General features: G+C 42.6%; 15 protein-coding genes and 2 pseudogenes. 12 read left to right on the top strand and 5 right to left on the bottom strand.

The genetic code is table 11. From position 1 onward, the window contains the following. Positions 1-40: 40 nt before the first annotated feature. Both F6K57_RS10910 and F6K57_RS10915 read left to right on the top strand, forming a co-directional pair. Positions 41-3373, top strand: coding sequence for a valine--tRNA ligase (locus tag F6K57_RS10910; protein WP_293067386.1), 3333 nt, complete (start codon positions 41-43; stop codon positions 3371-3373). Between the two features lie 22 nt (positions 3374-3395). Further along, positions 3396-3863: a hypothetical protein gene (locus F6K57_RS10915; protein ID WP_293038702.1), complete on the top strand. Its 468-nt coding sequence runs from the start codon at positions 3396-3398 to the stop codon at positions 3861-3863. Here F6K57_RS10915 and F6K57_RS10920 read toward each other — a convergent pair. After that, positions 3836-4027 carry a hypothetical protein gene (locus tag F6K57_RS10920; RefSeq protein ID WP_293018090.1) on the bottom strand — a complete coding sequence of 64 codons (192 nt, stop codon included), beginning with the start codon at positions 4025-4027 and terminating at the stop codon, positions 3836-3838. The genes F6K57_RS10915 and F6K57_RS10920 overlap by 28 nt on opposite strands. A 367-nt stretch (positions 4028-4394) precedes the next feature. Here F6K57_RS10920 and F6K57_RS10925 point away from each other — a divergent pair. After that, a pseudogene (locus tag F6K57_RS10925) lies at positions 4395-5799 on the top strand (transposase). Positions 5800-5839: 40 nt separating this feature from the next. Here F6K57_RS10925 and F6K57_RS10930 read toward each other — a convergent pair. The 4 genes from F6K57_RS10930 to F6K57_RS10945 all read right to left on the bottom strand — a co-directional run bounded on the left by F6K57_RS10930 (position 5840) and on the right by F6K57_RS10945 (position 9397). After that, a complete protein-coding gene (locus tag F6K57_RS10930; RefSeq protein ID WP_293018089.1) occupies positions 5840-6508 on the bottom strand; it encodes an HAS-barrel domain-containing protein in 669 nt (222 codons plus the stop codon). A gap of 68 nt (positions 6509-6576) precedes the next feature. Further along, the gene (locus F6K57_RS10935) at positions 6577-6768 is read right to left on the bottom strand and encodes an NAD(P)H dehydrogenase subunit NdhS (RefSeq protein WP_044493740.1); all 192 of its coding nucleotides are present in this window, start codon (positions 6766-6768) and stop codon (positions 6577-6579) included. Between the two features lie 82 nt (positions 6769-6850). Next, positions 6851-8128 (bottom strand): rod shape-determining protein RodA, encoded by a 1278-nt coding sequence (rodA, locus tag F6K57_RS10940; protein ID WP_293067391.1) that lies wholly within the window; start codon positions 8126-8128, stop codon positions 6851-6853. Positions 8129-8332: 204 nt separating this feature from the next. Then, positions 8333-9397 (bottom strand): Mrp/NBP35 family ATP-binding protein, encoded by a 1065-nt coding sequence (locus tag F6K57_RS10945; RefSeq protein WP_075905658.1) that lies wholly within the window; start codon positions 9395-9397, stop codon positions 8333-8335. A 921-nt stretch (positions 9398-10318) separates the two neighbouring features. Between F6K57_RS10945 and F6K57_RS10950 the strand changes: the two genes are divergently transcribed. From F6K57_RS10950 to F6K57_RS10990, 9 genes and pseudogenes are all read left to right on the top strand, one after another. Then, positions 10319-11008 carry a class I SAM-dependent methyltransferase gene (locus tag F6K57_RS10950; RefSeq protein ID WP_293067394.1) on the top strand — a complete coding sequence of 230 codons (690 nt, stop codon included), beginning with the start codon at positions 10319-10321 and terminating at the stop codon, positions 11006-11008. Between the two features lie 159 nt (positions 11009-11167). Further along, positions 11168-12564, top strand: a pseudogene (locus F6K57_RS10955) (transposase). A gap of 115 nt (positions 12565-12679) precedes the next feature. Next, a complete protein-coding gene (locus tag F6K57_RS10960; RefSeq protein ID WP_293018083.1) occupies positions 12680-12964 on the top strand; it encodes a hypothetical protein in 285 nt (94 codons plus the stop codon). Next, positions 12958-13089, top strand: coding sequence for a hypothetical protein (locus tag F6K57_RS10965; protein ID WP_293067397.1), 132 nt, complete (start codon positions 12958-12960; stop codon positions 13087-13089). The genes F6K57_RS10960 and F6K57_RS10965 overlap by 7 nt, the downstream gene beginning before the upstream one ends. 79 nt (positions 13090-13168) lie before the next feature. Beyond that, positions 13169-13894, top strand: a complete 726-nt coding sequence (locus F6K57_RS10970; RefSeq protein WP_293067400.1) for a class I SAM-dependent methyltransferase — start codon at positions 13169-13171, stop codon at positions 13892-13894. A 140-nt stretch (positions 13895-14034) separates the two neighbouring features. Then, entirely contained in the window at positions 14035-14940 is a 906-nt protein-coding gene (locus F6K57_RS10975; protein ID WP_293018080.1) for an NAD(P)-dependent oxidoreductase, read from the top strand. A gap of 94 nt (positions 14941-15034) precedes the next feature. Next, positions 15035-15769 carry a sulfotransferase family protein gene (locus F6K57_RS10980; protein ID WP_293018079.1) on the top strand — a complete coding sequence of 245 codons (735 nt, stop codon included), beginning with the start codon at positions 15035-15037 and terminating at the stop codon, positions 15767-15769. Between the two features lie 70 nt (positions 15770-15839). Then, positions 15840-16178 carry a 2-oxoglutarate and iron-dependent oxygenase domain-containing protein gene (locus tag F6K57_RS10985; RefSeq protein ID WP_293038689.1) on the top strand — a complete coding sequence of 113 codons (339 nt, stop codon included), beginning with the start codon at positions 15840-15842 and terminating at the stop codon, positions 16176-16178. Further along, complete coding sequence (locus F6K57_RS10990; RefSeq protein WP_293038686.1) at positions 16114-16740, top strand: 2OG-Fe(II) oxygenase family protein; 627 nt, start codon at positions 16114-16116, stop codon at positions 16738-16740. Before F6K57_RS10985 ends, F6K57_RS10990 begins: the two co-directional genes overlap by 65 nt. Positions 16741-17197: the final 457 nt, after the last annotated feature.

Genomic DNA, 17197 nt, shown 5'->3' on the forward strand with positions numbered 1-17197 from the left:
GGCAAAATTGAGGTAGGCCCATCTATTCACCATTCCCAGCATGACCGCAAGCACACCCACCCTGGCAACCAAATACGAACCCAAAACCACCGAAGCCAAGTGGCAAAAATACTGGGAAGAAAACCAAGTTTTCAAAGCTGACCCCAATCACCAGGGTGAACCCTATTGCGTTGTTATCCCCCCACCTAACGTTACTGGGAAGTTGCACATGGGTCACGCCTTCGAGAGTGCTCTGATCGACACCCTCGTCCGTTACCACCGGATGACAGGACGCAATACCCTGTGGCTACCGGGAACTGACCACGCTAGTATTGCTGTACAAACCATTCTCGATAGACAGCTAGAAGCTGAAGGCAAAACCCGCTATGACTTGGGACGGGAAAAGTTTCTTGAACGGGCTTGGGAGTGGAAGGAAGAATCAGGTGGCACCATCGTTAACCAGCTGAGGCGTTTGGGGGTTTCGGTGGATTGGTCCCGGGAACGGTTCACGATGGATGAAGGCTTATCGAAAGCAGTAATTGAAGCCTTTGTTCAACTCTATGATCAGGGACTGATTTATCGGGGCGAATATATGGTCAACTGGTGTCCAGCCTCGGAGTCCGCTGTCTCAGATTTGGAAGTGGAAAATAAGGAAGTTGATGGGCATTTGTGGCATTTTCGATATCCCCTGACTGATAGCAATGGTTTTGTGGAAGTAGCTACCACTAGACCAGAAACTATGTTGGGAGATACGGCGGTTGCAGTTAATCCTAATGATGAACGCTACCAGGATTTAATTGGTAAAACTGTAACCTTGCCAATTATGGGACGAAAAATTCCGATTATTGCTGATGAGTTGGTTGATCCAGGGTTTGGCACCGGTTGCGTCAAGGTAACTCCAGCCCATGACCCTAATGACTTTCAAATGGGTCAGCGTCATAGTCTGCCATTCATTAATATCATGAATAAGAATGGCACGTTAAATGAAAAGGCTGGCTCTTTCCAAGGACAAGACCGGTTTGAAGCCCGGAAAAATGTGGTGAAGCAGCTGGAAGCAGAAGAGCTGTTGGTTAAGGTAGAGGACTACAAACATACGGTACCCTATAGCGATCGCGGAAAGGTTCCTGTTGAACCCCTAATCTCAACGCAATGGTTTGTCAAAATTCGCCCCCTAGCTGACAGAGCCCTAGAGTCTCTTGACCAGCACCATTCACCGGTATTTATCCCGGAACGCTGGACGAAGGTCTACCGAGATTGGCTGGTGAAATTAAAAGACTGGTGCATCTCCCGCCAACTCTGGTGGGGACACCAAATCCCGGCTTGGTATGTGGTAAGTGAAACCAATGGCACAATCACTAGCGAGACTCCGTTTATTGTGGCTCACCATGAAGCAGAGGCTAAGAAGAAAGCATTAGCAAAATTTGGAGAAAATGTCAAGCTAGAGCAAGACTCAGATGTGCTGGATACCTGGTTTTCTTCAGGATTGTGGCCATTCTCGACTATGGGGTGGCCTGAGGAGACCAAGGATTTGAAGACTTACTATCCCACTACCACCCTGGTAACAGGTTTTGACATCATTTTCTTCTGGGTTGCCCGCATGACCATGATGGCAGGACATTTTACGGGTCAAATGCCGTTTAAGAGTGTTTACATCCACGGGCTAGTGCGGGATGAGAACAATAAGAAAATGTCTAAGTCGGCTAATAATGGTATTGACCCCTTAATCCTGATTGACAAGTATGGTACGGATGCCGTGCGCTATACTTTGGTTCGGGAAGTGGCAGGTGCCGGTCAAGATATCCGATTAGAGTATGACCGCAAGACGGATGAGTCAGCTTCTGTAGAAGCATCCCGCAATTTTGCCAATAAACTGTGGAATGCAGCCCGGTTTGTAATGCTAAACCTTGATGGTAAGACTCCCGAAGAGTTGGGTCAACCAACAGTAGAGGCATTGGAATTATGCGATCGCTGGATTCTTTCCCGTTTTCATCAAGTGGTGCGTCAAACTAGGGATTATCTAGATGGTTATGGCTTGGGAGAAGCGGCTAAGGGACTTTATGAGTTCATCTGGGGTGATTTTTGTGATTGGTACATTGAACTGGTAAAATCTAGGCTGCGTCAGGATGCAAATTCTCCGTCACGGGTTGTGGCACAGCAAACTCTAGCTTACGTTTTAGAGGGTATCCTAAAGCTACTCCATCCATTCATGCCCCATATCACTGAAGAAATCTGGCACACCTTGACCCAGAAATCTGGGGAGGTGTTGGCGCTACAACCTTATCCTATAGAGTACCTAGATGGTCAAACTGGGGAAGAGGAACTACAGACAACGGACAGCGAACTGCTAACCGATAATACATCCGATTATCCTGATGCCCAATCACCGAGGTCAGGAACATCTTTGTCTAAGGAAAAGGAAATCTCTAAGCAAAGTGTAGCTGTATTGTTTAAAGTGCGAGAAATTTCTAGGAAGTTGTTCGAGGACTACAAAGAACCGATAATCGCAGCAGGGTTGGTTGTCGGAGGAATTATTGCCCTGAATATCCTCACAGCCTTCGTGGGTGCGCTCAATCGCATTTCCTTAGTCTCAACTAGTTTAGAACTGATTGGTCTAGGATATGCCATTTGGTTTGTTTCCCGTTATGTGCTCAAGGCTGAAAATCGTCAAGAGTTATCTCAAAAAATTCAATCCATCAAAGCAGAAATTGTTGGCCAGGAAGACACTCAGCAATCTTCGGAATTGAGTAAAATTGAGTCCAAAATGGGTATTATTGATGGAAATATCAAACAGGGAAAAGATATTAAAGATATAGAAGATATCAAAGATATAGAAGAGGGAGACGTTAAAATAGACCATGACCTTTCGTCAATAGGCAATACCCACTCTTCAATATCCCCAAGTTCTCTAATTGACTCAGAACTAGAGCAAAGGTTTGAGCTGCTGATTGGTACAATCCGTACTATCCGCAACCTCCGGGCTGAGGCAGAGATTAAACCAGGGGTGACCGCACCTGTTATTCTGCAAAGCAGCAACAGTGACGAACGTCAAATTTTGGAGGCGGGTCTTGCCTATATCAAAGACTTAGGTAAGGTCAATCAATTAACCATCACTCCAGCCTTGGACAAAGAGGTTAAAAATACCATGGCGGGTGTAGTCGGTACTGTCCAGGTGCTAATTCCCCTAACTGGTGTGGTGGATGTGGATGCTCTACGGGCTAAGTTAGAAAAGAAGTTACGTAAAGTAGAGGCGGAAGTCAAATCCTTGTCTGGGCGTCTGGGTAATAAGAACTTTGTGAGTAAAGCTCCAGAAGCTGTGGTTAAGGGTGCTCAAGAGGCTTTAGCTGAGGCTAAAAAGCAAGAGTCTATTTTACGCGATCGCTTAAATAGACTTTAAACAGATTTCAATCAAACCGATAATGCTACACCTAGCTCAAGTTCAAGACAATGATGATTTTGGCGGGCTCCAATTACAACTACTTGCCCGCCAAAACTCTGATCAATTCTGGGAAGTCATTGAGCCAAGACCTGTGGCGTTTACTAATTCCCAAGCTTTTAAAGAAGGTTGCTTAGTCTTAATCGATCTGGCTGAAACTCAAGAGGTGATCACTATTCAATCTGCCACCGATTGGGTGTTAGATTTAGTCAAGAAGTATTTAACAGCTGAGGTTAAGTCTACCTTTTTAGAGGAAGAAATGAAACGGGCTGAACAATGGCGGCAAGAGCTAACCTTGAAAAGCCAAGGGTTAGATATCCGCGATTTAGAAGTAGAAGCACGTCGCGAAAAAATTGAAGCCTTAGCAGAAAACTTGAAATTGGAAAAGCAACAGCTGGAGCAAAAGGTAGCCCAATTGGAGGCTCAAATTGATGAAGCTGGTAATGAGTAAAGGGAATAGGGAATAGGGAGTAGGGAATAGGGAATAGGGAATAGGGAATAGGGAATAGGGAATAGGGAGTAGGGAATAGGGAAACAGAAATATGTATTAACCGTTACTTCGACTTTTATAACCAGGAAACTAAAAAAGTAATTTGTCAAGTAATTCGTAGTCATCCCCCATTATACCCGTGAGGGTTAACGGGGGATGACGATACTACCAAAACATCCTGAAATGTTAGAGCCTCCCTTTTCTTGCATAGAGGGTGAAACTCAGAGACTGGATTTATCCAGTCGTGTCCATCTCTTTTCTTATCCAATTTTCCAGAAATTCCCCAACACTAGTATTTGACTCTTTAGCTGACAATTGAAGCCACTTCCACGCAGCCCCGGTAAGCCAAACTGTATGGGGCTTTTTTAGTTCATCATGATGTACGGGTATCCCCCTCATCCTTTTTTTTGTTTTCCGCTCATTTGTTGTTGACATGTTTAGAACCAACGTCTATACTGAAGGTATTCTAACAAACCAAGGAGGTGATGACAAATGTATAGGACGGTTTCAGTAAGAGCTGACTTCTCAGACGAGGATAAAGCTTTCTGGGTGTTCCAATGTGAAAATGCTAACAACTTATGGAATTGTGCGACTTATTATTCTAAACAAAAGCATTACAAATGGTTAGAACAGCAACCAGAAGCTTATACAACTTATTGGAAAGATGAAATTCTGCGCTATGGCTGGAAAACTTACAAGTGCAGCACCAAATACGCAGAACTTTGTAGAGAACTGAAAGATAACCCACATTACAAGGCCATGGCCGCTCAGTCGGCACAACAAACCCTTAAATCTGTAGCCGAGTCAATCACAAGTTATAACCAACTTGTCGGTCTATACTACAAAGGCCAAGTAGATAGACCAAAACTTCTTAGGTACCGAAAGAAAGGGGGATTGGCTGCTGTTACTTTTCCTAGACAGGCTCTCACTTACAAAGAAGGTCTGTTTTGTCCGTCAATAAGTAAAGAAAGCAAACCAGATCTGCTTACTAAAATTACTTTGCAAGCTCCAGATTTCATTGATCCAGATTGGGTCAATGAAGTAACTGTTCGCCCATATCTGGGGCAGCTGTGGATCGATTGGGTAATTGATGACGGAAAGAAACCGGTAGAGAGTAACCCAAATCTTGATTACTCACAGGCATGGAGTTTTGATCACGGTGGCGATAATTGGCTGACCGGAGTTTCGACCCACGGAAAAAGCCTAATCATTGATGGTCGTAAGCTTAAATCAATGAACCAAGGGTATGCTCGTTTGGTTGCAAAGTATAAAACTGGTAAGCCCGAGTTTTATTGGGATTCCAATCTCGATCGTGTCCAACGGAAACGAAACAACCAGATGCGAGATGCAATTAATAAAGCCGCCAGGTTTATTATTAACCGTTGTCTTAGTGATTCGGCAAAGCCGACGCTACGCGAACGCGTAGGAAACTTGATAATTGGCTGGAACGAACGCCAAAAAGATTCAATCAATATAGGAAAGCGGGGCAATCAGAACTTTGTAGTTATCCCAACAAAAAGATTAATCAATAGACTTGAACAACTTTGCCCTGAATATGGGATTAAGCTGACAATTACCGAAGAAGCGTACACCAGTAAAGCGTCTTGCCTAGACAAAGACAGCCTTCCAAATTATGGTGAAAAACCCAAGAACTGGAAACCGTCAGGGAAAAGAGTGAAGCGTGGATTGTACAAAACTTCTTCTGGGTGCCTGATTAACGCTGATTGTAATGGAGCGACTAACATCGCTAGAAAAGTAGCCACACAGCTAGGTATTGATCTAGCCAAGGTGAGTAGGGAATTTTTGACAGTTCCACATCGATATGACATTTTCAAATCCCTGAAAAAATCATATCGAACGAGGTTGTTACGTAGCACGGTTTCAACCTGCCACGTAACAACCTCGTAGAATCCCCCGTGTTTCAACCGGGGGAGATGTCAACAATGAATTTGACTCAAAATATACCGCAAGCGGTCATAATCATCCTTAAGTAAGACACTCAAGGTTCGTCCGGCCTTGACTAACCAGTCGCGGTCAGTCTGACGAAGACGATAAACTTCCCTAATCACAGCTGCTGTCAGTGGGTCTACTGGGGCACCATTGACTTCCAAAAGTGTTCGCAAAAAATCCAACTGTTCACTAAAGTGAATAACCTCTGATGGTTCACACTGGTAGACAGGTTGATGAATTTGCGGTGGACGGGGTGGAAGATACTGATAGACTCGACCGTGATGGTTGCTAAAACCATTAACACCCTCTTCGGAAGACATAAACCCAACGATGGCAGCACGAAACTCAGTTTTGAGCATGGCAAAAATCTGAGGCTGCTGCTCACGTAATTCTGCCAGTGACAATCCTAAAGCTGTTGCTCGATGAACCGAGTCAATCGGGCTAGTCGTAGCATAATAAACTACAGCAAAAATTTGATTACCTGACTCATCATCTACAGATTTTACCCAGCTGCCAAAGGGAGGCATGACCGGAAAGCTTAGATCTTCTGGCTCTAAACATTGAGCTAGAAATTCTGTAGTTGCTGTTTCAATCACCTCAGCAAGGTGATGTTCTGAGCGATTGCTGGGAGTAAACTGGGGTAAGGGAAGGCGCATGGTTTAGCGATTAGTCATGATTAGTCATTAGTCATTAGTTATTGATCTCTTTGATCTATGCCTGTCCACTAACCCTTTTTACCAATTTTTGGTTTCACCTCTTCGATTTCCGACAGCTGAAACGTCACTAGTTTATCCCAGTTACCTCCTTCAAACAGCACAGCTGCTTTACCATCACTAACCCGCTGTACTAGCCCCTCAAAGCGATAATAGGTATCGTCTACATTAATTACGCGAACTATAGAACCTGGAAAAATCATGAGTGCCTAAAAACTTAGATTTCCTTTACTAGGATAGGAGCTATTGGACTTATTAGTCATCCAGTATCTTATAACCCATAACTCATTGAAACTTCAATCGCTGTCGATAATTGGCCACTGCTTGGGCTAACCCTAGGCCAAGAAAGTTGGTTAGTAGGGCTGAACGACCGTAACTGAGTAAAGGTAGAGGAATTCCTGTGATGGGAGCTAAGCCAATAGTCATCCCAATGTTGATCACGGTTTGAAACACAATCATTGAGAGCACGCCAATTGTTACCAGAGAGCCAAAGTTGTCTTTAGCATTCTGAGCAATCAGCACCAAGCGTAGGCACAACCACCACAACGCTAATAAAATACACAAGCAACCTATAAAGCCTAGTTCTTCACCAATGGCTGAGAAAATGAAGTCAGTATGCTGTTCCGGGATAAAGTGGAGTTGAGTTTGAGTTCCCTGGTTGAGTCCCCTTCCCCAAAGTTGACCAGCACCGATACCAATCCGAGACTGAATTAGGTGATATCCTCCGCCGAGGGGGTCTAGATCGGGGTTTAAAAAGAGCGTTAATCGGTCTTTTTGATAGTCCTTCAACAGATTCCAGAAGACTTTTCCTAACGGTCCGACAACTAGGTTAACAACCAGGGTACCCAAGGCTCCCAACCAGCGCCAAGGGAGACTGAGGAAGGCAATCAGTGTGATTACAGCAGCCCAGGTATACCATGCAGGTGAAGATATACTGAAGACAATGGCTGACACCAGAGGGGAAATCAACACGACCAACCAGGCGGGATTGGCATTTGCCCAGTAAAGCATACTCAAGGTAATTGCCCCAAACACCAAGGATGTTCCGAGATCAGGCTGCCCAAACACTAATGCCCAAGGTAATATAGTGACTGCTAAAGCTGCTATTACTGCTGGAATGGTAGTAGCTGGTCGTTTGTGCAAGATGGCAGCTAGAGTAATAATCAACCCGATCTTGGCAAATTCTGAGGGTTGAACATTAAACCCTCCAATGGTAACCCAACGCTGAGCACCTTTAGCACTAGCACCGATAATCATTACAGCAATTAAGGACAGATTAGTGATCCCGTAAATTAACCAATGCCATTGGATCAGGGATTGATAGCGCGATCGGGAAATGAATAGAGCGATGAACAATCCAATACTACCAATGAGCAAGTGGGAGAGCCAGTAGTTTTCAGGATTGTCGATGGCTGCAGAGCGAATCATCACTGCCCCAAAGAGGGTCAGCCCCACAGTCAGGAATAACAGTTGCCAGTCTAATTCCTGCCAGGGGGCCCAAAACAGCCGCCAACGAATACTATTTCTAATTCTAAATTTATTAAATTTATTAATTTGTACCATCAGTTATGAGGTATGAGCTATAGCAAAGGGAACAGGGAATAGGGAATAGGGAATAGGGAACAGGGAGCAGGGAGCAGGGAGTAGAGAATAAAAATTCTCACAATTTATTTAGGGTTCCTATATTAGCTATGAGCTATTAGGTATTAACCCTGAGAAAATTGTTAATGGTGATTTTCCATTTTCTATTTTTGAGTTATGCCTTTGTTAATTAGAAAGGGCAGCAATGGAAACTTTGGCAGCAATCTGAGATGCGATCGCTACCAGTGCTTTAGCGGAGGCTGACTCTGGATTCCCCACAGCGATGGGCAATCCTTGATCTCCTCCCTGCCGTAGGGAAATTTCTAGGGGAATACAACCGAGCAAGGGAATACCTAGTTCTTTTGATGTTTTTTCACCTCCTCCAGAGCCAAACAGGTCATACTGACGATCGGGCAAGTCTGGTGGGATAAAGTAACTCATATTTTCTATGATTCCCAACACGGGGACTCCCATTTGCTCGAACATTTTCAACCCTCGGCGGGAGTCTAACAGAGCCACATTTTGGGGTGTTGTTACAATTACGGCTCCTGCCATCGGTACTGCTTGGGCTAAGGTTAGCTGAGCATCCCCAGTTCCTGGTGGCATATCCACAATCAGATAGTCCAATTCACCCCACTCTACCTGATAGAGGAACTGGCGAATAATCCCATTTAACATTGGTCCGCGCCAAATAACTGGCTGGTCTGGATCAATTAGAAATCCCATGGACACTAGCTTGACACCGTGGTTGAAGGCTGGCTCGATCACATCCCCCTGTTTTCCTTTCTGAACCATCACTTTGGCATCAGCTAATCCCAGCATAGCTGGAGCATTGGGACCATAGATATCAGCGTCTAGGAGACCGACTTTAGCCCCCAACTGAGCCAAAGCAACTGCCACATTTACCGCAACAGTACTCTTACCAACGCCTCCCTTACCACTGGAAATGGCTAAAATATTTTTTACGCCCTCAATACCAGTGCGGTCAGGCAGGGATTTTTGCTGAGGTGTTTCAGCGGTAACATTGACTACTACCTCTTCTACTCCCGATAGCTGTTTTACTGCCTTCTGGCAATCTTCTACAATAAATTCCCGCAAGGGACAGGCTGGGGTGGTCAACACTAAGGTAAAACTGACTGTACCGTTGTCAACCTTGACATTGCGGATCATATTTAATTCCACCAAACTCTTCTGGAGTTCGGGGTCTTGTACTGGTCGTAATACGTCTAAAACTGAATTTGTATCAAGCATGACAGATAGGCGGGCATAGCGTGTGTGAGCTAAGGCCACGAGTTAGGGGCTACGGTTAGATTGTAGAGCTTTTATGAGGCGCAGTGATTCCCAATCAGACTAAGAAAATAGACCATTGAGGCGATCGTTACCAACTGTCTCGAAATGCATCTGATTATTTTTGTATTTGACTTACAGCCTAACCCTTAAGGGGGGTTAGGGGTAATTCCTACTCCCTGAAAACTGAAAACTATGTACTTAATAAAATCGTAAACCCCGATAAAATCTCATGTCAATCAATACTATAGCGTTAATTATACTTATTAAGTACATTCAAGTTTATTATCCCTGTCTTGATGCAGTCGGTGATGGGTGAAACTCCTTCATGTCATAGAACCTGTCACTACTCCCTACTCCCTAAAACCCACCGGCTTAAGTACCTCATGGGATTGATACATACTATAGGTGTTGCCCCCCAGTTGATAGTGAAGAGAAACTATCGCCGAGGCCGACTTAAAATTTTGTAAAACTACAACTATCCCTTGTGATAGCTAGATTACAGCCCGATCGAAATCGCAAAAGTGCTCAAAAATTTTGTCGCTTGCACAAACTATGTTATTCTACAAGAGGTCTAAATGCTAGGGATAAATATGGACTTAACGAGAGACCTCTTAAAGGAAGTTGTCTGGTGGAGCTGTGCTCCCAGTCCGGTCTCTGATCACGATGATTCCGATTATCCTGATCAACCATCCCTAGCCAAAATAAAGGAGTTCGACTTTGGAAAACAATGTTGTCATGGGGTTTATCACCCGATGATGACTAAAATTTTTCCAACTCTTCCGCACTAGAGGTTTCTCTTGATAGGAGTTGGGCTGATAACTACTTTCTAGCCCTCTAGACATCAGAGATGTCAAAAGTTGTCAACAACAAGAGGTATTTATTTTGAAGACAACCATTGCTGAACCCAAAAGTGCCAAGGCAGTTAATAGTTTTGATGCGATCAAGGAAGCCCACAAGCTTTCTGGAAAGGCTGAAGATATCAAGCAATACTACGATCAATGGTCAAGGGCCTATGACCAAGATGTTGAGAATGAAGACTATTGTGGTCCGGATTACATTGCTGCCTATTTGGATTTGTTACCCAAGCAGGATGGCAAGTTTTTGAATTTACGGAATCCGGAAATCGAAATTTTAGATGCAGGCTGTGGGACAGGCCTTGTCGGTATGGCGTTACGTCGCAAAGGCTATCAAAATGTTGATGGGTTTGATTTGTCCCATGGCATGGTTGAAGAAGCTGAAAAAACCCAGGCTTATCGCAATTTAACCGGGGGATGCGATATGACTAAACCCATCAAAGCCTACCCGAATAATCGCTATGATGCTGCTATTAGTTGTGGCGTTTTCACTCTCGGTCATGTGCCTCCCACAGCCCTCGAAGAAATGATTCGCTTTACTAAGCCGGGGGGATTAGTGGTTGTGAGTACTCGTAAAAGTTATTACGACAGCACAGATTTTCAAGAGGTTTGCGATCAACTCCAAGCTGAAAACAAGGCCAAGCTTGTCAGCTCCATTATTGACGGCCCTTACATTGCTGAAGAAGGTGCTCACTACTGGGCTTTTAGGGTTTGCTAAAGCCTTAATGGTAAGCGCAGCAGCATAGGTGGCGAAGCCGGTAGGTTGGGTTGAACAATGAAACCCAACATGATCGCCTTAGTGGGACTTAAACGATAAAAAGACAAAAATTAGGGTATAATGTATGATAGAAGAACGTTTCACGTCGAAATTGCCCCCATGAGAGAAACTAGCCCCTCTGCGATGCCCCCGAGCTAAAGAAAAATGGTGCAAGCGTTTCGATGATTGCTTCAAAACGAAGGCTCAAAAAACCGGGTTTAGACACGCTCATTGGGGGATTATTAGGGGAAAGTGAGAGGAAAAACCTGACACAGATGGCTGATAACGCGATTGGAGTAGTTTATAACCGATTACACCATTTCTTAACCGATGCCCCTTGGTCAGGGAGTCAAATCAATGAACGCCGTTTAGAGTTGATGAACAAATGTTCTCTTTCCTCGGATCAGTCGGGGATTTGCATTGATTTTGGACGACTCAGGACTCGCGAAAAAGTGGTAACTTGACGCTTCGGAGTGGGAAGGCAATATATCGGAGAAATCGGAAAGACAGACAATGGAATAGTCTTAGTAACAACCCATCTTTACGATGGCAAAAAAAGCTTACCATTAGACCATTAGTTGTATCAACACGCGACTTCCTTACCCAATGGAAATAAAGATGAAGAATTTAAGAAGAAGCCCGATTTAGGGATAGAGTTAATTGACCGGAGTTTAGCCCGAGGATATCGTCCGGGAATCGTCCTAATTGATGCGGGGTATGGCAATAACACAACCTTGTCTTGATGCAGTCGCTCATGGGGGAAACCCCCAAGACCGCGCTGCATCGCTTCTGAAGAAACTGGAAGAAAGGAATCTAAAGTATTTAGGAGGAGTGGCAAAAAATGCGCCAAAGGCGCACGCTACGCGAACGGAAATTAATTATAAAAAATGAGTTAAATATTGAGATAGAAATACGTATAGACGAATTAGCAAAAAGCCTATCCAAAGAGGAGTTTGAGGAAGTTGAACTCAACGAACGATAAATCGAAAACCGTTTGGGTGGCAACAGTGAAGGCTCAGATATCTGGTCTAGAAGGAGAAAGGACAATGGCTATCGTAATGAATGCTAGTTCTTGGGAAGAAGCAACAGACATTGATTATTTGAGCACCAATGTTGATTCAGATAAAGTAACAAAACAGTGGGGAGTAATGACCTACTCTCAAAGAAATTGGGTGGAAGTATTTTATCGGGAAGCAAAGGGTTGGCTAGGGTTGAAAGAATACCAAGTCAGGGATAAAATAAGTCTAGTTCGCCATTTGATACTAGTATTTTGTGCCTACACTTTTATTCTTTGGCATAAGTTAACTGGGGGATTACGAAGGCGATGGGCGTTCCAAACCTTGGCCAAAGGCCACGCTACGCGAATGAATACTTTTACAGAAGCCTTGGAGGCTTTTCGTACAGCTATGTCTTTTCGTTTCTTTGTTCGCGTAGCGTGTGCAAAGCACATATGGGTGACTCACAATCGGCAGGTGTTTGCTGCTTATAAAGCCAGTTTAGGCTTCATTTGGGGTTGATTTTTGTTTAAGTCCCACTAGAGGTTTCTCTTGATAGGAGTTGGGCTGATAACTACTTTCTAGCCCTCTAGACATCAGAGATGTCAAAAGTTGTCAACAACAAGAGGTATTTATTTTGAAGACAACCATTACTGAACCCAAAAGTGCCAAGACAGTTAATAGTTTTGATGCGACTAAGGAAGTCCACAAGCTCTCTGGAAAGGCTGACCATCTTAAGCAATACTACGATCAATGGTCAAGGGCTTATGACCAAGATGTGGAGAATGAAGACTATTGTGGCCCGGATTACATTGCTGCCTATTTGGATTTGTTACCCAAGCACGATGGTAAGTTTTTGAATTTCCCCAATCTGGAAATCGAATGTTTTTGCGAGCGACTTGATTATACCATGATATGTTAACTGTTGACACAGCTACAAGTGGTGCCCGCAGTCAAGGGGGTAAAACCTATGGAAAAGAAGCTCTGAAATTGGGTGTAGAGCAGATACTTGATGTTTTGGGTGAAGCAATCGCGGTGTATGAATAGTCATCCCCAAAGTTGACAAATTGTTAATATACCCGAATGTAAATTGCTGATTAGTGAAACTGAAAAACTAAGGAAAAAAATGTTGAAAGAACAAGTCAATCAATATACTGGCATTAGCGAATATTACGATCTTTTGATGACAGCAGGTTATTATGATTACGAAGCTCAAACCGATTCTCTAGCTCACATATTAAAATCATGTAATTCTGTTCTGGAATTAGGCGTCGGAACCGGATTAGTCGCTGAAAAATTAATTGAAAAATTGCCTGAAATTGATTTTGTGGGAATTGATTTCACTGAAAGTATGTTAATCCAAGCACAAAAACGCCTGCCAAAAAACATTGATTTACGCCATGAAAATGTATTAACCATGGATTTGTGCAAAAAGTTTGATGCAGCTTTTTCCAATGGAGGAATTTGGTATTTTATTGACAACCATGAAAAAGACTATATTTTTTGTAGCCATTTACCAAAAATACAAAATATTATCAATAGTTTCCATAATGTAGCAAATCACTTGAACAATCAAGGAAGCTTAATTTTTAGTGTTCAAGGTGTTCATCAGGATTATGAAGAAAGTTTACCCGATGAAATAACTTATAGTCAAAAAATATTCCCACTTCCTTATGATAAGTTTGATAAACACTATAGTTTTCATCGAAATAAAATGCTCTTGGCAAAGCAAACTTGTAAATATCAGCTCTTGCCAGAATCAATGGCTCAAATATTATTGCATGAATGTGGTTTTGAGTTTCAATATATAAGTCCCTGTAAGCAATATCATGTCTATAAGAAAGTCATCTAAGCAGGCTTAAGCTGTTCAGCATTTAGATTGGGATACCTCAATTAATAATCACAGGAAACAGGTAATAACCAATTTAAATGCACATCAGCTTATAATTAGAATATCAAAAATAAATTTTTTTTGTTTGGACATAAAAAAACATGAATAAAATAGGCTTTATAGGTGTTGGTAACATGGGAAATCCCATGGCACGAAATTTACTTGAAGCAGGTTTTTCTGTGGTTGTCCATGATTTACGTCCGGCATCAGCAGAAAACCTGATAAAAAAAGGAGCAAAATGGGCAGAATCACCAGAAGTCGTTGCTCGTCAAACAGATGCAGTGATTACAATGTTACCCAATCCTGCAGCAGTGGAAAGCGTTCTTTTGGGTGAGAAAGGACTATTAAAAAGTTTAAGTCCCAATTCAACTTGGATTGATTGTACGACCAATTCTCCCACCTCATTCCAACGAATTGCAGAAGAAGCTATTTCTGTGGGGGTTAAGGTACTGGAGGCACCCGTAACCAATGCAGTAGATGGGGCAGAAAGAGGAGAATTAATCTTTTTCGTTGGTGGTGAGCTTGAGGTATTTGAACAAGCAAAGCCTATTCTTGAACCCATGGCAGAACAAATTTTTTATGCAGGAGGTTTAGGAACGGGAAATATAACTAAGCTAATTACTAATATGCTCTGGTTTATCAATGCTTGTGCAATCGGAGAAGCACTTGTTATTGGAGAAAAAGCTGGTATTCCACTTACTAATTTATCGGAAATGATTAAAGCAAGTGCTGGCAACAGTTGGGTTGCACAGCATGATATTCCATCTATCTTTGCAGGACATTATGATCCATCCTTTACTCTTAAACTGTGTGTCAAAGATTTGCGGCTTATTGATGAACTTGCTCAACAATACAATATACCTTTAATGATGGGAAATCAAGCTAGAAGTATTTTTCAGTCTGCCCAGGCAAAATATGGTCACGACAAAGGAGAAATGTCTGTGGTTAAACTGTTAGAAGATATTGTAGGAGTATCTTTGCAAATTAATCAAGTAAGTAAGGATTAAGCTTTAAAATATAGATAATAAAGAAGGATGAATGTGACCCAATTATTGGCGCTTTCATCCAAAGCATAAAATAATAATACGTGAATTAACGACAATGGATAAAATATTAGCTCTGTGGGCATTGCCACGATCAACGTCTACTGCATTTGAGCGTATGATGCGAGAAAGAGGGGATTTTTCAGTACATGACGAACCTTTTGGGTTATCTTTTTACTACAGTCAAGAGCGTCGTAACACTACCCGTTATCCAGAAGCGGAGTTAAATCCTGAAAATAGTTTTAATTCAATCTTAGCAAAGTTAAAGCAAGAAACTGAAAATAAGCCCGTTTTTATTAAAGACATGGGCTACTATGTTACCCATATAGCTAACCCGGAGTTTTTGTCTAATTTTGAGAATACTTTTTTAATAAGAAATCCAGAAAAATCTCTGCCGTCACTTTTTAAAAATTGGCCTGATTTTACCTTAGAAGAAACTGGATATGCTGAACTAAATAGGCTGTTTGAAACATTGAATGAAATGAATGGAAAAGTTCCAATATTAATAGATTCAGATGATTTAGTCCAAAAACCTGAAGCAACGGTGAAGGCTTATTGTGAGGCTGTGGGTATCTCTTTTATTAAAGAAGCTCTAGCATGGAAAGCTAAGCCTCAACCTGAAATCAATCAATGGGAAGGTGGATGGCATGATTATACTCAATCTAGTCAAGGATTTAAAGAACGAGAAAAAAAAGATTATGCCAAAATTGAAGACCATGAACATTTAAAGCAAGCTTATGAGTTTTGTTTGCCTTACTACCAAAAGCTCTACGAACAGCGCCTTTGTATTTAATATAAATTAATAAAAAAAGATAGATATTTTTTTTATTAATTTATCTAATTAACAAAATTCAAATACCTCAATGCTTAAAACTCACTCAGGCAACGAAGAACACAAACGCCTCTACAAAATCTGCTTAGAGCATGGGTTTTTCTATTTGAAAGATCATGGCATTTATGCCGATTTAGTTCAACAAACCATCGACAGCTCTCGTAACTTTTTCCAGTTGCCAAAGGACATTAAAGAAGACTACGGACAGGATAAACAAACCGTTTATCCCAACACGTCTAGGGGCTACGTCCCCCTTTATGGCGAAACCCTCCATGAGGATGTTGGTCCTGATCCCAAGGAACTTTTTGACCAAGGCAATCGAACATCCACCTTCAGACAAGCCGTTTACTGGCCCCAGCTTGATTCCTGATGATACTGTAGCCCCTAGTTTTGCGGCATCCCACTATCAGCTTCAAGGGGAAATTATGACTAAAATTGTTCCCCACCTTCTTAGGGCACTGGCTGTTGCTTTGAACCTTGACCCGGATTGGTTTGAGCCTTATTTTGATGATCCAATCCTGATCCATCGAACTATTTACTACCCCTCGGAAAGTGGTGTGGCAGGAAAACATACAGACAACGGTATTTTCACTGTGTTAATCCAAGAATATTTTCCCACTCCTTCCCTGCGGGTTTATACTAAAAATGCCTGGATTGATGCGGTCTGTTTAGAAGATGCTTTTGTGATTAATTTGGGGGATATGTTGCAACTTTGGACAAATGGTTTGTTTGTGAGTACTCCCCACGAAGTGATTCATACACTCTCCAGGAGTCGGATTTCGATTCCTTTCTTTGTTTATCCAGATGTCAACGCAACGTTTGAACCGATCGGAACCAATAAAAAGATCAATGCTACTGACATTATGCTGAAAAACTTTAATTCAATTTGGGTGAATAAAACAGGGGCAGGTAGGGCTAAAGAATTAAAGTAATCAGGATTTTGTAGATAAGTTATAGGGATAATAGCTGACTTGTCGCCCCCTCAGCCTTGGTTCACTGGTTGACCATACCCCCTAAACCCCACCCGCGACACCCGGTCTTCTTTTTCCCCTTCTTGTCCCCTGCTTGAGCGAACCCATGTTTTGCGATCGCATTAATCTTTATCTGTACAATCCCATCTCAATCCTCAAATAGCTCTTTATTTCCTTAAAGGTGCTGACTTGAGTCAATTTTGATATAACCAAGACACAAAATCCCCCTCACCTTCAAAATCCAACAACCTGAGCAGGTGACAACAGGGTCAATTTCTATAGCGCTTGTCATAATCAGGAGCTAAACAGGATTTTTTCCCTCTTGCCTCTTGCCTTCCCCTCCTGGGAGGGGTTAGGGGTGGGTGCCTCTTGCCTGTTGCCTATTATCTCCTTCACCCTTGATCAAGAATTAATAGCT

Origin of the sequence: Moorena sp. SIO4A5, from assembly GCF_010672005.1 — a bacterium.
Lineage (GTDB): Bacteria > Cyanobacteriota > Cyanobacteriia > Cyanobacteriales > Coleofasciculaceae > Moorena.